The sequence below is a fragment of the Rheinheimera fenheensis genome (genome assembly GCF_039871805.1).
GTDB classification, from domain to species: domain Bacteria; phylum Pseudomonadota; class Gammaproteobacteria; order Enterobacterales; family Alteromonadaceae; genus Alishewanella; species Alishewanella fenheensis.
In genome coordinates, this window is sequence record NZ_JBDPJM010000016.1 from 1 (window position 1) to 13896 (window position 13896).

The 13896-nt window shown below is 51.7% G+C and carries 15 protein-coding genes; 5 read left to right on the plus strand and 10 right to left on the minus strand.

Annotated elements, in window-relative coordinates:
* Positions 1-222 precede the first annotated feature (222 nt).
* From ABGI61_RS16220 to uvrD, 3 genes are all read right to left on the minus strand, one after another.
* Positions 223-1026: a hypothetical protein gene (locus ABGI61_RS16220; RefSeq protein ID WP_347603246.1), complete on the minus strand. Its 804-nt coding sequence runs from the start codon at positions 1024-1026 to the stop codon at positions 223-225.
* 79 nt (positions 1027-1105) lie between these two features.
* A complete protein-coding gene (locus ABGI61_RS16225) occupies positions 1106-3205 on the minus strand; it encodes a GNAT family N-acetyltransferase (protein WP_347603248.1) in 2100 nt (699 codons plus the stop codon).
* On the minus strand, positions 3206-5377 hold the full coding sequence (gene uvrD / locus ABGI61_RS16230) for a DNA helicase II (RefSeq protein WP_347603251.1): 2172 nt from the start codon (positions 5375-5377) through the stop codon (positions 3206-3208).
* Positions 5378-5567: 190 nt separating this feature from the next.
* Between uvrD and ABGI61_RS16235 the strand changes: the two genes are divergently transcribed.
* Both ABGI61_RS16235 and ABGI61_RS16240 read left to right on the plus strand, forming a co-directional pair.
* Positions 5568-6038, plus strand: a complete 471-nt coding sequence (locus tag ABGI61_RS16235) for a hypothetical protein (protein ID WP_347603254.1) — start codon at positions 5568-5570, stop codon at positions 6036-6038.
* Between the two features lie 19 nt (positions 6039-6057).
* Positions 6058-6519 carry a hypothetical protein gene (locus tag ABGI61_RS16240; RefSeq protein WP_347603257.1) on the plus strand — a complete coding sequence of 154 codons (462 nt, stop codon included), beginning with the start codon at positions 6058-6060 and terminating at the stop codon, positions 6517-6519.
* Positions 6520-6531: 12 nt separating this feature from the next.
* On the opposite strand, the gene ABGI61_RS16245 is transcribed toward ABGI61_RS16240, so the two are convergent.
* Positions 6532-7236 carry an HAD-IA family hydrolase gene (locus ABGI61_RS16245; RefSeq protein ID WP_347603260.1) on the minus strand — a complete coding sequence of 235 codons (705 nt, stop codon included), beginning with the start codon at positions 7234-7236 and terminating at the stop codon, positions 6532-6534.
* Between the two features lie 4 nt (positions 7237-7240).
* Positions 7241-8155: a LysR family transcriptional regulator gene (locus tag ABGI61_RS16250; RefSeq protein ID WP_347603263.1), complete on the minus strand. Its 915-nt coding sequence runs from the start codon at positions 8153-8155 to the stop codon at positions 7241-7243.
* A 158-nt stretch (positions 8156-8313) separates the two neighbouring features.
* Between ABGI61_RS16250 and ABGI61_RS16255 the strand changes: the two genes are divergently transcribed.
* Positions 8314-8760, plus strand: coding sequence for a DoxX family protein (locus ABGI61_RS16255; RefSeq protein WP_347603266.1), 447 nt, complete (start codon positions 8314-8316; stop codon positions 8758-8760).
* Positions 8761-8948: 188 nt separating this feature from the next.
* Here the strand turns inward: ABGI61_RS16255 and xerC are convergent, their stop codons facing one another.
* The 5 genes from xerC to lptM are packed head-to-tail and all read right to left on the minus strand — an operon-like array spanning position 8949 to position 12801.
* Complete coding sequence (gene xerC, locus ABGI61_RS16260) at positions 8949-9887, minus strand: tyrosine recombinase XerC (protein ID WP_347603269.1); 939 nt, start codon at positions 9885-9887, stop codon at positions 8949-8951.
* Positions 9874-10530, minus strand: a complete 657-nt coding sequence (locus ABGI61_RS16265; RefSeq protein WP_347603272.1) for a DUF484 family protein — start codon at positions 10528-10530, stop codon at positions 9874-9876. The genes xerC and ABGI61_RS16265 overlap by 14 nt, the downstream gene beginning before the upstream one ends.
* Positions 10527-11357: a diaminopimelate epimerase gene (gene dapF, locus ABGI61_RS16270; RefSeq protein WP_347603275.1), complete on the minus strand. Its 831-nt coding sequence runs from the start codon at positions 11355-11357 to the stop codon at positions 10527-10529. The genes ABGI61_RS16265 and dapF overlap by 4 nt, the downstream gene beginning before the upstream one ends.
* Before the next feature lie 12 nt (positions 11358-11369).
* Positions 11370-12626 (minus strand): diaminopimelate decarboxylase, encoded by a 1257-nt coding sequence (gene lysA, locus ABGI61_RS16275; protein ID WP_347603278.1) that lies wholly within the window; start codon positions 12624-12626, stop codon positions 11370-11372.
* Positions 12613-12801: an LPS translocon maturation chaperone LptM gene (gene lptM, locus ABGI61_RS16770; protein ID WP_440590663.1), complete on the minus strand. Its 189-nt coding sequence runs from the start codon at positions 12799-12801 to the stop codon at positions 12613-12615. Before lptM ends, lysA begins: the two co-directional genes overlap by 14 nt.
* Before the next feature lie 71 nt (positions 12802-12872).
* On the opposite strand from lptM, the gene cyaY reads away from it, so the two are divergent.
* Positions 12873-13190 carry an iron donor protein CyaY gene (gene cyaY / locus ABGI61_RS16280; protein ID WP_347603280.1) on the plus strand — a complete coding sequence of 106 codons (318 nt, stop codon included), beginning with the start codon at positions 12873-12875 and terminating at the stop codon, positions 13188-13190.
* 24 nt (positions 13191-13214) lie between these two features.
* Positions 13215-13895, plus strand: a complete 681-nt coding sequence (locus tag ABGI61_RS16285; RefSeq protein ID WP_347603283.1) for an alpha/beta hydrolase — start codon at positions 13215-13217, stop codon at positions 13893-13895.
* The last annotated feature ends 1 nt before the right edge of the window (position 13896 follow it).

Consider the following 13896-nt stretch of genomic DNA (forward strand, 5'->3'; position numbering starts at 1 on the left):
CTCAGAAGTGAAACGCAGCTGCGACGATGGTAGTGTAGCATTCGCTATGCGAGAGTAGTTCACCGCCAGGCTCCCAAATAAACAAGCCCTTCGTGAAAACGAAGGGTTTTTTTATTTGCATTACCTGATGGTTATCTGCCCGAGCGGGCGAACGATATGCAAAACCGCTCTAATGCCAGCAATAAAAAAGCCCGCAAAGGGGGCTTCTTCAGTACTTCAGTATTAATTGCGGTGCAGGTTACCATATACATCATAACGCCACTGGGCATCTTTCAAGGTGTTCAGGTAGGGTCTGGCTTTGCTGAATTCTAACGCTTTAATAAAATGGCCATTTTTGTCTAGAAAAATCAGCCATTGTTGTTCTAGCTTGTCGAAATCTTTATCGCTTACAAAAATGTGCATGCCAAGATAGTAACTCACGTTAGCTTTCCAGCCGTGCTGGACTTTAAACACATAACGACTGCTGTAATCCGGGTGCAGATAATTGGCTTGTTGTACAGCGTTTAGTTGTTGTTTATCAACAACATTGACCAGGGCAATAGCATGACTGCGATCAATAAGTTGTTGAACCGCGTTTGAACTGGCCTGAGGAGTTTTAACGACTGCACTCCGGCTTATCGCACGCTCCAATGGCATAGCGATGTCGAGTGAGAATAACGCCACTTCGTAATTATCTAATAAGGTCTGCACTGCCTTACTGTCCTCACAGTTTGACGGTGCAACAATATTCGCTTTAACACTTTGTGTCAGTTTGCTGTCCAGTTTCAGTAGCTGTTCAATATTCTGTGTATGCACTTTCTGCTGCAGAAGTGTTTGCAGACGGTGTTGCTCTTTATCAGTCAGGCTGTATGGCGCCGAGCCATCTGCAGGTTGCTCTTTACAGAGCTGGTAAAATTTAGTGATCTCGGCAGAATGCAGAGCGCTATTAATAGCTGATTGCAGCGTACGCTTTTCTGACGTAGACCAGCTTTGGCCACTGACTGCAGTCAGTGTTAATGCACCCAGCAAAGGTAAAACAATTAACATAAAGACAATATCCGAAAAATGTTGGCGGCACCTTAGCCTGAGCTAACAAAAAAAGAAAGTGATTACTGGTTTGATCAGCTTAATCTGTGGTGGAACACGACAAATACCCACCATTAAGCAGGGCTTTTGCTATCCCGGTCAGCATAGCCTTCATGCTGTTGTAACCAAACTGGCGTTGTAGTTCCGCCCAGCAGTGTTGTTGCCATAGTAGGGCGGCCAACTCTTGTTGTAACCCTGCTTCAAGCTTTTGGTAATGTAGATTAAACCAGCTTAACAGCAAATGACTGACTAATTCATAAGGCCGTTTGCCCTGGCAGAACAGCATAAGCTGAGCCCGCTCTGCTGCAGTAAGAGGCGCCGATTGTGGCGGCTCGATGAGCTTCAGTAACAGCCTGGTGTTAAGTCTGGGATAATGCGCTAAGCGCCAGTAGAGCTGTCGGTTGAAATCGTGCTGCATCGCATGCACCACATCGGCATCGCCTTTGATCGCGCGTAGCATTAATACTGAATATTCAGCGCTGGCATTATCACTGCTGTGGCCCAGCCGCACAGGCTGATAGCCGGCTTGCTGCCAAAAGTGGATAAGTTCAGTACTGGCAGCAAAACTGGTGCCTAAATAAGCTAGCTGCTGTTGTTTAGCAGCACCCGCAATATACTGCAGTAAGTTGCTGCCTAATTGTTGTCTTTGTAAGGCAGGTTGCACGGCAATACGCATTACCCGCCATAACGGCAGCTGTGCTAACTCGGGCCGTGCCAGATGAAATGCTAGGCTTTGTGCCAGTAAATGGCCTTGCAGCCGCCGCTCGCCGCGGTAAATCGCCTCTGTCAGTGTGGCGCTAATGCCACCCTCAATACTGACCAGTGCACAGGCCAATACCTTGCCTTGCTGTTCCAGCGTAAATACCTGCAGTTGGCTGTTATCCAACAAGGCAGCTAAGTCTTTTACCTGCGTTTGATAATGCGCCAGGCTTAATAGGCTAAACACCTGTTGCAGTTTATCTGGCTGGCTAAGCCAGTTGCTGGCCTGATACTGACAATATTGTTGTGCAGCGGCGTTAAGCTGCTCTGGCAGCGCCAGGTGTTGCTTGAGCAAGAAACCGCTAAAGATCAGTTGCTCTAACGGATCCTGCTGCTGATAGCGAATTGGTTGTTTTAACTCTAACTTATGCCACTTAGGGCACTGTTCGCTCAGGTGCTGCATAAAGCGCAGCTGAAAACCGCGGCCGGTGCCTTCATAGCCATGCTCGGTAGTCGCAAATATAATACGGCTAAACTGTGCTAGCAACTGTTGCAGCACAGGTGTTGGGATAGCAGCAGCTTCATCGACCAGCAATAAGTCGGCTTTGGGTTTGTCACGCAGCAGCTGATCAAAAGGCACAAACTGCAGCTGCGAGTGATGTGTTGGGTTTGTCAGCTGCTGAAAATGTTGTAGCGTAGTTTGCGCCGCCTGCGGCGATGGCGCGCTAATAACAACCTGTTTAGCCGCTGTGGCTGTGTTAATAAGCTGGGCGGCGGCAATACCCAGCGCTGCAGACTTGCCGCGACCCCGGTCAGCGGTCAGCACCAGCGGCCGGCGCCTGTGGCCACTAACCACATGTAAAATTGCCTGTACCGCTTGTGTTTGATCGGCTGTGACACAAGGCGCCGTAGCGGTAAATGGCTCAGGTGCTGCTGGCCAATTAAGCGGTTTTACCAGATTTTGATTTTCCAATAGCAGCACATTTTGTTGCTGCAGCTGGTTAAGCCAAAACGGGATGAAATGGCCCTGATGAGTATTAGCATGCAAAGGATACGGCAGCAGGTTTTTATGTGCAGTATTGGGTTGTTGTCGCCACTGCGCAAAAGGTGGGCATAGCAGCAGCCAAACACCGCCGGCTTTAACACAACCTGCGGAGGCCGCCACCAGATCAGCGTTAAAACCGCTAAAAGCATTGACCACCAGCATATCGCATTCGCTACCTAGCAGCTGATAGTTTTGCCGGTTACTTAATTGAATGGCGTGCTCAGGTGCATTATCGCCCAGCCAGTATAAAGTAGTTGCTTGATGCTGCTGCAGCAATAACTGACACTGTGCCAGCAATTCGGCACGTTCGCCCTGCCAAACCACAGGCAAACGGATGTGCAGGCTGGCTGCCTGCTGTTGCCACTGCTGCAGTTGACTCAGCAGGCTGCTGTGCATTTAGCCGATAGCCTGTAAGCGGGCATAGGCGGTAACCAGCCACTTACTGCCCAGGCCGTCAAAATTGACCTGAATACGCGACTGGCTGCCGGTGCCTTCGTAATTCAGTACTGTGCCTTCACCGAACTTATCGTGCAGTACACGCTGGCCCAGTTTAAAGCCGGTGTTTTCAAAAGCGACATGGCTGGCGGCACTGCCGAAGCGGTTAAACTGGGTGGGCCGGCTAACCTGCGTCGTCAGGCGAATTTCTTCCACATATTCCGCCGGAATTTCACGGATAAAGCGCGAGGGTTTCGGGTATTGCTCCTGACCGTATAGCCGCCGGCTTTCGGCATGGGTTAAATACAGCTTTTTCATTGCCCGCGTCATACCGACGTAACACAGCCGGCGCTCTTCCTCTAGCCTTGTTGGGTCATCCCCACTTTGCTGGCTGGGGAACATGCCTTCTTCCAAACCGCAGATAAATACCAGCGGGAATTCCAAGCCTTTAGCGCTGTGTAATGTCATCAGCTGCACAGCGTCTGAGTGCTCTTCGGCCTGATATTCACCCGCTTCCAATGCTGCTTGTGATAAAAACGCCGCCAGTGGCGTCATATCTTCGGCGCGCCGTTCATCAAAGTTCTGGCAGGCCGTGATCAGCTCGTTTAAGTTTTCAATGCGGGTTTCGGCCTTCTCGCCTTTTTCCGACTGATACATCGCATATAAGCCAGAACGTTTAATGACATGCTCAGCCTGCTCATGCAGCGGCAAATCGGTGACCTGGCTATCAAGCTCGTCGATTAACTGCATAAAAGTGCTGATAGCCGAAGCAGCGCGGCCTGTAAGCTGCTTTTGCGCCAACATTTGCTGCAGGCTTTGCCACAGTGTTTGTTGTTGGGCGCGGGCATATTCACGCACCTTATTGAAGGTGGTATCGCCAATGCCACGCACCGGCGTGTTAATCACCCGCTCCAGCGCCGCATCGTCTTGGCGGTTATGCAGCAAGCGCAAATAGGCCAGGGCGTCTTTAATTTCCTGCCGTTCATAAAAGCGCAGACCGCCATAAATGCGATAGTGCAGCCCTTCCTGAATTAATGCTTCTTCCAATACCCGCGACTGAGCGTTATTTCGATATAAAATTGCCGTCTCTGACAACCGATCACCCTGTTTATGCCAGTCGCGGATACGGCCGACAATAAAGCGCGCTTCATCCAGCTCGTTAAAGGCGGTGTATAACGAGATCACTTCGCCACGGGCACCGTCGGTCCAAAGATCCTTACCCAGCCGGTCAGTATTGTTGGCAATGACTGCATTGGCGGCTTTTAGGATGGTCTCAGTTGAACGGTAGTTTTGCTCCAGTCGCACCGTTTCTACATCGGGGAAATCTTTTAAGAAGGTTTGAATGTTCTCTACCCGGGCGCCGCGCCAGCCGTAGATTGACTGGTCGTCATCGCCGACAATCATCACTTTGGCATTAGTGCCGGCCAGTAAACGCAGCCACTGGTACTGAATAGCATTGGTATCCTGAAACTCGTCTACCAATATATGACGAAAGCGCTGCTGATAATGGCCGCGTACCTCGCTGTTTTGCTTTAACAGCTCGAAGCTGCGCAGCAGGATTTCGGCAAAGTCGACCAAGCCGGCGCGGTCGCACATGTCCTGATAAGCGGCATAAATTTTTACCATTTGCTGCAGGCTAAAATCACCGGCAGCGTCAATCATGCCCGGGCGCAGGCCATCATCTTTACGGGCATTAATAAACCATTGAATTTGTTTTGGTGGCCAGTGTTTTTCATCCAGGTTCAGCGCTTTTAGCACCCGCTTTACCAGCCGGTACTGGTCGTCGCTGTCGATGATTTGAAAGCCTTGCGGCAAACCGGCGTCCTGATAATGTGCGCGTAACATACGGTGCGACAAACCGTGAAAGGTGCCCATCCACAGGTTGTTTAAGCTAACGCCTATAGTGCTTTCAATGCGGCCGCGCATTTCCTGCGACGCCTTATTGGTAAAGGTTACCGCCAGCAAACTATAGGGCGCCACCCGCTCTACCTGCATTAACCAGGCTAAACGATGCACCAGCACGCGGGTTTTGCCACTGCCGGCTCCGGCCAGCACCAGCATATTTTGCGGTGGTGCGGCCACCGCATCGCGTTGTTTATCGTTAAGCCCGTCCAGCAGGTAAGAAACATCCATTAGTCAATCTCGCTAACCACAATGGCCGCCATTATAACAGCCCAGGCCAAAGCGCCAAGTAAAGCCCGCCTTTTTAGTGGATAAATAACCAGCATATTCCAACGATAATGTTAATTAATGGTTTAAATAAAGTTTATGTTATGGTTGGGTGTTTTTATACTGCGGCTTCGTTTTATCAGGAGAAAGCAAGATGGCAGGGATTGAAGAGTGTAAAGCGCTATGTGACGACAAGAGGTTTATGCAGGCATTGGATCAGGCCAGAGGGCAAGTTGGTAGTGAGGTGCGCTCGGCAGCTGAGGGGGCAGGCTATGATAGGATGAGAGTGAACAAACCTTTGGGGTTGGTGATAAGACGCAACGAAAAAGGTGAATACGAGCTTAGTCGTGTCAGATTTAATGTACTTAGTGGCCACGAATGTAACGGCAACAATGGCATGGTTTGTAATTTTGTAAAAATCCGCGATGATAATAGCGCTGTGGCTATTTTAATTGGTGTTCCACCAAAGACTCGTTTAGAGAGCTTTAATTCCGAGCACTTTTGGGTGGACTATAAAAAACTTGCTAGAAACGCACGTCGCCCCGTTTTTTTTATGGGTACTGGTGTGAATGCGATTAGGTCGTTACATATTACAGATGGCCTCACATTTAGCAGAGTTTATTGATTATTTCCGGGAGCATTCAGTGAAAGAGTTCCAGTTAAGTTATTTGGTTGCATTTATAGTGGTTACGGTCGCGGGTTGTGCCTACCCAGCAGCGGCACAGCAAAAATCTTATCAGGCGCTTACTAATGTGATTAGTTTGCTTGATTCACCCGAGCAGTATTTTGACAAAGCAATAGTGGTGGATGGCTATTTTGTAGGGTTTCATCACGATGCGTTGTATTTCTCTAAAGACCACGCTGAGCTGCGCATTAGCTCTTACGCCATAAACGTGTTAGATGATTCAGATACCGAAGAAGGTAGTTTGTCTTTTTCCCCCTGTAATGGTGAATGGGTGCAGCTGTCCGGTACCTTTATCAAAGCACAACAGCCGGGTATCAGTTATGCCCAGGGACGTTTGGTGATTGACTCTGCCATGCTACACAAAAACGGCGACATCTGCTGGCAGCGCACCACACCATCGTTTCTGGAACGGCAGAAGTAGAGTTCCGCTAACTTAGTGGGATAGTAAAAGCTGTAACTGCTGCACATCGGTCAGGCGGATATGCGGCAGTATGCTTACGGCGCTTTTATGATGATCCAGCCAGGCGGCCTGGCAGCCGGCATTCAAGGCGCCCAGCACATCTGCGCGGTGGCTGTCGCCAATATGCAGTATTGCACTGGGCTCAACCTGCAGCCGGTCGGCGGCGGCGAGAAATAAATCGGCATAGGGCTTCATTCGGCCGTCAGGCCCGGCTTGCAGGCTAAATTCAAACAACTCACTCACGCCCATCTTGTGAATAGAGGCATTGCCATTGGTAATCGCAATGAGGCGGTAATGCTTTGCCAGGGTGCTTAGCAGCCGAATGATGTCAGGTTTTAGCATAATGCGGGTGCGCTCAGTTAAGAAGGCCGCGTAGGCCAGTTGAGCAATGTTGCTGGCTTTAGATTGAGCCAGGCCCAGCGACAGTAAGCCTGCCTCCAGGCCCAGCAGGCGCCAGCGGCCAATATCGTGGCGTATGTCTGGGTTGGTTTTGGCCAGCAGTTTGCGCTGCTGCCACCAAAACTCGCTATTCAGCCCCTGGCTTTGCGGCGCATGTAACGCCAGCGTCTGCAGCATGGCCTGCTCGGCAGCGGCAATCACCGGTTTGTTATCATACAGGGTGTCGTCCAAATCAAACGACAGCACTTGTATTGGTTGTAATGCTTTAAATAATTGCATGCGGTTACCTGTTTAATGGCGCAAACACCTGCTGCCAGTTTACTTCTGCCAGCTGCTGACTAAACCAGCTAAGTGCCTGGCCCTGATGTTGCTTATGCCATGCCAGATACAGCGGGATCTTATCTCTTGGAATACTGCAGGCTTTAGCGATCAGTTCACCGCGCGCCAACTCATCTTGTATCAGGTGGCGTGGCAGAAAACCGATGCCTAAGCCCTGTTTTTGCGCATCTATTTTGGCCTGCATATTATCGACAATAACACGCTGGCGGCTATCGAATAAACCGGATGAGCGCTTGGGTGCATCCAGTGCCGAATCGGCCACTACGATGGCGGCAAACTGCTGCACATCTTCAGCATTCACTACCCGGTTTAGCGCGGCCAGCTGATGGTGTGGCGCTACTGCAAAAACAAACTCGGCCTCGGCTAGCGGCACGATATTAAACAGGCCTTTGGGCAAATCACCCGATACGCCCAGCGCGATATCGGCGCGGCCGGTTTGCAACGCTTCCCAGCCACCGGCCATTACCTCTTCCGTTACCCTAAGCTGGGTTATTTTGTCCAGTTGCAAAAAGTCGTTTATTACCGCCAGCAAGGGCGCGTTGGGCACTATGCTGTCTTTGGCGATCACCAATTGCGTTTCCCAACCGGTATCCAGCTGTTTAACGGCGTTTTGTAGCTGATTCGCTGCGTGTAGCAAGGTGCGCCCCTGATCCAATAACAACTGGCCGGCCGGTGTTAGCTGTGCCCGCTGTTTGCTGCGGTCAAACAGCGCTACGCCTAAATCCGCCTCCAGCTTGGCAATGGTGTAACTCAGCGCCGACGGCACCTTGTATAAGGCTTCGGCTGCCGCGGCAAAGCTGCCTTTGCGGTCTATCGCATCCAGTGCGCGTAGCGCCTCTAAACTCAGGGCATTGTGCATAGTGCTCTCGCATTCTATGAATTCAAATATTTTGAATAGTGTAGTCAAAACATTGCGTTTTTACAGCATCAATTAACCGGCTATAGTTACCTCATCGACGCAAAGCTTGCTGTCGAGTGGCAGTAAACTTAACTTTAAACAATTTGACAGGTGATGATATGGCAACTTCAATCGTTCAGAAAATTTTAAGCTCAAATGCCGGTTGGGGCGCGTTGGCGCTGCGGGTACCGGTGGGTATTATCTTTGCTGCGCATGGCGCACAAAAACTGTTTGGCTGGTTTGGCGGCTATGGCTTAGAAGGCACCGGCGGCTGGATGGACAGCATAGGTTTATCGCCGGGTATTGTAATGGCGTTTTTAGCCGGTGCGGCAGAGTTTTTCGGTGGTATCGCGTTAATTCTGGGGTTATTAACCCGCCCGGCAGCCTTAAGTCTGGCGATTGCGATGTTAGTGGCGATATTCGCAGTGCACATTCAGAACGGTTTGTTTATGGCAAACAACGGTTACGAGTTTGGTTTAGCACTGCTGGCCGCCAGCGTATCGCTACTGTTTAGCGGCGCCGGTAAAGCTTCAGTAGATAACCTGCTGGCTAAGCGGTTTAATTAAGGCTTAGTAACAAATAACAACGCCCGGTTCTGCCGGGCGTTTTTTATCGGAGAGATTAAAAAGGAAATCGGCTTGCCCTAAACCAACCGTTGAAGGCATGGATGCCTGAATCGAGCCTATAGGGACATATTCACGGCGTGTTGGTGTGGGCAAACCGGTTCCCGTGCAGGATGCATCGCAAGGTATTGTTAGCGGGACTTTTTCTTCGCCCTTGGATGAGCGCTATCATACACCTTGGCTAAATGAGCAAAATCCAGATGGGTATATACCTGAGTAGTGCTGAGGTTGGCGTGGCCTAACAGCTCTTGTACTGCTCGCAAATCCTGGCTGGACTCCAGCATATGGCTGGCGAATGAGTGGCGCAGCATATGTGGGTGCAGCTTTTGGTTCAAGCCCTGCTGGCGTGCCCACAACTGCACGCGCTCGCGCACATGCCGGCTGCTAATGCGTTTGTGCTGCTTGCTGATAAACAGTGCGTCAGCATCGTCTTCCGGTAACTTGGCACTAAAAGCCGGTCGCTGTGCCAACCAGTCGCGCAGGGCATTAAGCGCCACGCTACCTACCGGCACGATGCGCTGCTTGCTGCCTTTACCGGTTACCCGCAGTAGCTGTTGCGACCAGTCGATATCGCTGATATTGGCATTGACCAGCTCTTCTAAACGCAGGCCTGAGGAGTAAAACAGCTCCAGCATGGCTTTATCGCGGCAGGCCAGAATGTCGTCGCTGCTGTCAAAACAGAGCAAATGGTTAAGCTGGTCGACATTAAGGTTTTTTGGCAGGCTGCGCGCCGCCTTGGGTACCGACAAATACAGCGCCGGGTTATCGCTGCACAGGCCCTGGGCTAACAAGTAGCGGTAAAAGCTGCGTAGCGCAGCCACTTTCAGCGCTATGCTGCGCGGTTTGGCGGCACTGAGGCGCAGGCTGATAATATGCTGTTTTAGCTCGGCTTCTGTCAGGGTTAGCCAGTGGCGGTTACCCTGGTTAAGCGCTTGCGCTGCCTGTATAAGCTGGCGCTGATAACTGTCGAGGGTTTTACTGCTGTAGCCGCGCTCAAACTGCAGGTAGGCTAAAAATTGCTGCAGTGGCTTCAGCCACTGCGCGCTAAGTGGGATGTCAGGCGGCGTCATAGCCAGGTAACAGCTGGGCCAGCATGCTGGCTAAATGGCCAATAAACAGCTTATCCATCGACGGCTGAAAATGATCGTCCAGTTCGCTGCCAAAAGCTAACAGCGCCAGTGGCTGCTGCTGATCTTTTACCAGCATCAGCGCCACAGAGTGCACGCTTTGGCCAAACAGCGGCTGCTGCTCTTCTTTGTTTAGCCGGCCGAGGTAAATACCCTGCTCATTTAAACGGCGCGATAACAACAGCTGAAACGGCTGGCGGCTTTGCTCGCTGTCAAAGCGGATTAAGCGGCACTCGCTCACCTGTGGCAAGGCGGCGGTAAATTGCTGCAGTTGTTGTTCAGCCTGCTGCAGGCTGGTGGCCTGATATAAACCGGCCTGTAACTGGTTAAACGCCAGAAACAGCTGTTCGTTTTGTCGTGCTACCGACATTAAGCGGGTAATGTCATCTTCCAGCGCCTGAATTTTTTCCCGCTGCAGCTCCAGCTGGCGCTCGACCAGCGACACACTGCCGCGCTGCTGATGCGGTAAACGTAAACTGGTCAGCAACTGCGGGTATTGCTGAAAAAATTCCGGGTGATCCTGCAGGTAGTCGTACACCACCTGCGCGGCGAGCATGTCGTTGTCCTTAGTCAGGCTGTCGTTCATAGCTGTATTTGTCCATCGTATACATGTTCTGCCGGGCCGGTCATTTTTAGTGGCTGGCCCGGCCCGTTCCAGCGAATATGCAGACTGCCGCCGGGTAAGTCTACCCGTACCTGCTGCTGCAGCTTTTTTTGTAGCTGGCCCACTACTACAGCAGCGCAGGCGCCGGTGCCGCAAGCCTGAGTTTCGCCGGCACCACGTTCCCATACTCTCAGTTTAATATGGCCGGGGTTTAACACCTGCATAAAGCCAATATTAGCGCGCTCAGGAAAGCGCTCGTGCAGTTCAAACAAGGGCCCCTGCACCTGTACCGGTGCGGTTAAAATATCGTCCACTTCAGTGACGGCATGCGGATTACCCATCGACACTACGCCACATAAAATGGTGTGCTCGTCGGCGCGCAGTATATAGGTAAGTTCCTGCTTTTGTGCTTTAAACGGCACCCGGCTAGGATCCAGTTGCGGTATGCCCATATTTACTGTGACCTGGCCGTCGGTTTCGACATAGAGCACAATTTTGCCCGACTTGGTGCTAACGCCAATTTTATGCTTATTGGTTAAGCCGCGGGCACGAACAAACTTGGCAAAACAGCGGGCGCCATTGCCGCATTGCTCTACCTCACTGCCATCGGCATTAAATATACGGTAGTGAAAATCCAGCTCGGGATCGTAGGGCGGCTCTACCATTAACAGCTGATCAAAGCCGATGCCGGTATGCCTGTCGGCCAGCGCTTTGATCTGCTCTTTGGTTAAAAACACGTTCTGGCTAACGGCGTCGACCATCATAAAGTCGTTACCCAGGCCGTGCATTTTCGAAAAATGTAATAACATCAGTGCCCTTAACTAGTCAGTAATGACCTGTTCGCCACGCCATAAGTCCTGCCACTGCTCGCGCTGGCGGATTAAATGCAGTTTGTTGCCATCGACCAGCACTTCAGCTGCCCGCGGCCGGCTGTTGTAATTCGAGCTCATGGTAAAGCCGTAGGCGCCAGCCGAGCGCACCGCCAGTAAGTCGCCCTGGGCAATAGCCAGTTCGCGGTCTTTGCCAAGAAAATCGCCGGTTTCGCATACCGGGCCGACAATATCGTAAGTGGCAACTGTCTTGCCGGCGTCGCGCTCTACCGGCACTATCGCTTGCCAGGCACTGTACAGCGCCGGGCGGATCAAATCGTTCATCGCTGCATCCACGATAGCAAAGTTTTTCTCCTGCCCGGGCTTTAAAAACTCCACTTTGGTCAGCAGTACACCGGCGTTGGCCATAATGGCGCGGCCGGGCTCCATAATCAGCTCCAGCTGCGGGTAAGCTTTTAACCGCGCTACTACCTTGCTGATGTAATCGGCCGGTGAAGGCGGTGTTTCGTTGTCGTAGGTAACGCCTAAACCACCGCCGATATCGATATGCTTCAGCACTATGCCGTCGCTGGCCAGCGCATCGATTAACGTTAGCAGCTTTTCCAGCGCTTCTAAAAACGGCTGGGTTTCAGTAAGTTGCGAGCCAATGTGGCAGTCGACACCCACTACATCAAGATGGCTGTAACTGGCTGCCTGGCGGTAAATGTCGCGCGCCAGCAGGATATCAATACCAAATTTATTCGCTTTTAAGCCGGTAGAAATATAAGGGTGAGTTTTAGCATCAATGTCCGGGTTCACCCGAATCGACACCGGCGCCTTGATGTTCAGGCTGCTGGCCACCTGTTGCAGCCGTTCCAGCTCGGCGACAGACTCAACATTAAAACATTTAATGCCTAACTGCAGCGCAAAGCGCATTTCATCTGCGGTTTTCGCCACGCCGGAAAACACTACTTTTTTCGCGTCGCCGCCGGCGGCAATCACCCGGCGCAACTCGCCGCCCGATACGATGTCAAAGCCGCTGCCAAGGCGTGCCAGCAGGTTTAAGATCGCCAGGTTACTGTTGGCCTTAACGGCATAGCACACCAGGCTGTGCGGGTGGGCGCTGGCCGCGCTGGCAAAGGCCTGATAATGCCGCTCTATAGTGGCGCGTGAGTATACATAACAAGGGGTGCCATAAGTGTTGGCAATGTCGCTCAGTGCGCATTGCTCGGCAAATAAACGGTTTTGCTGGTAATTAAAGTGGTCCACGTGGTTCATCCGATGGTTGGGTTGGATTAGCGTTGTTTTGCTCTGGCTGTGCCACTTCGGGTGCCGGTTGTGGTAAGGTAAGCGGGCCTTTTTGACCACAAGCACTTAGTTGGCTGCACAGTAAAACAGCAGCAGCGACAGTTAACAGCGGACCTTTGGTTGTAAAAGCGTGCATGACGTTATTTTTTTATGGTGGTTGCGCTCTATAATCGCATCCTTAGCGATAAAAGCAAACAGGTGAAGCAGATGAATGACCTAGAATACGATGAATTGGCTGATAGCACCCTACTGGCGGTGGAGCAGGCGATAGAAGACGCCGACGCTGATCTGGATTACGAGTCGCATGGCGGCCTGCTAAGTATCAGTTTTGCAGATAAAAGTAAGATCATCATCAACAAGCAGCCGCCCCTGCATCAGTTGTGGGTAGCCACGAAATTTAACGGCCACCATTTTGAATGGCGTGGCGATAAGTGGATAGATAACCGCAGCGGTGCTGAATTTTGGCAGTTACTGAACGATGCCGCAGCCAAACAAGCCGGTAAACCGCTTAATCTGGCGCCTTAGGCGCTGTTGTTTTAAGGATCTGTGATGGCATTACTTCCTTTTGTTGATGTGAAAGCGCAGGGTGAAACCCGCGCGGCAGTGGTGTGGCTGCATGGCCTGGGCGATTCCGGCCATGGTTTTGCCCCCATAGTGCCGGAGCTTAGGTTACCCACGGATGCCGGCATCCGCTTTTTATTTCCGCATGCACCCGAGCGGCCGGTTACGGTAAATGGCGGCATGCGCATGCGTGCCTGGTACGACATTAAAACCATGGACTTAAGCAACCGCGCCGATGAAGACGGCGTGCGCGAGTCGGCCGCTGCGGTGCAGGCGCTGCTGGACAAACTGATTAGCGAAGGCATTAGCAGCGAACGTATTATTCTGGCCGGTTTTAGCCAGGGCGGCGTAATAGCGCTACATTTATTGCCACGGCTGCCGTATAAGCTGGCCGGTGTGATGGCATTGTCTACCTATATGTGCGCGCCTGATAAATTAAAAGACGAAAGCAACACGCTGAACAAAGCGACTCCGGTGCTTGTTGCCCACGGCAGCCAGGATCCGGTGGTGCCAATGGCCGCCGGCCAGCAGGCGTACCACACGCTGAAAAATGCCGGCTTTAATGTTAGCTGGCACGACTACCGCATGCCGCACAGTGTGTGTGCGCAGGAAGTGGCTGATATCAGCAGCTTTATTCAGCGCCGTTTACTGGCGCAGGTGACGAATTAAG

Excerpts from the sequence above, each read along its gene's own strand:
- ABGI61_RS16220 (WP_347603246.1), bottom strand. The coding sequence starts at position 1,026 with ATGTTAATTGTTTTACCTTTGCTGGGTGCATTAACACTGACTGCAGTC.
- ABGI61_RS16225 (WP_347603248.1), bottom strand. The coding sequence starts at position 3,205 with ATGCACAGCAGCCTGCTGAGTCAACTGCAGCAGTGGCAACAGCAGGCA.
- uvrD (WP_347603251.1), bottom strand. The coding sequence starts at position 5,377 with ATGGATGTTTCTTACCTGCTGGACGGGCTTAACGATAAACAACGCGAT.
- ABGI61_RS16235 (WP_347603254.1), top strand. The coding sequence starts at position 5,568 with ATGGCAGGGATTGAAGAGTGTAAAGCGCTATGTGACGACAAGAGGTTT.
- ABGI61_RS16245 (WP_347603260.1), bottom strand. The coding sequence starts at position 7,236 with ATGCAATTATTTAAAGCATTACAACCAATACAAGTGCTGTCGTTTGAT.
- ABGI61_RS16250 (WP_347603263.1), bottom strand. The coding sequence starts at position 8,155 with ATGCACAATGCCCTGAGTTTAGAGGCGCTACGCGCACTGGATGCGATA.
- ABGI61_RS16255 (WP_347603266.1), top strand. The coding sequence starts at position 8,314 with ATGGCAACTTCAATCGTTCAGAAAATTTTAAGCTCAAATGCCGGTTGG.
- xerC (WP_347603269.1), bottom strand. The coding sequence starts at position 9,887 with ATGACGCCGCCTGACATCCCACTTAGCGCGCAGTGGCTGAAGCCACTG.
- ABGI61_RS16265 (WP_347603272.1), bottom strand. The coding sequence starts at position 10,530 with ATGAACGACAGCCTGACTAAGGACAACGACATGCTCGCCGCGCAGGTG.
- dapF (WP_347603275.1), bottom strand. The coding sequence starts at position 11,357 with ATGTTATTACATTTTTCGAAAATGCACGGCCTGGGTAACGACTTTATG.
- lptM (WP_440590663.1), bottom strand. The coding sequence starts at position 12,801 with ATGCACGCTTTTACAACCAAAGGTCCGCTGTTAACTGTCGCTGCTGCT.
- cyaY (WP_347603280.1), top strand. The coding sequence starts at position 12,873 with ATGAATGACCTAGAATACGATGAATTGGCTGATAGCACCCTACTGGCG.
- ABGI61_RS16285 (WP_347603283.1), top strand. The coding sequence starts at position 13,215 with ATGGCATTACTTCCTTTTGTTGATGTGAAAGCGCAGGGTGAAACCCGC.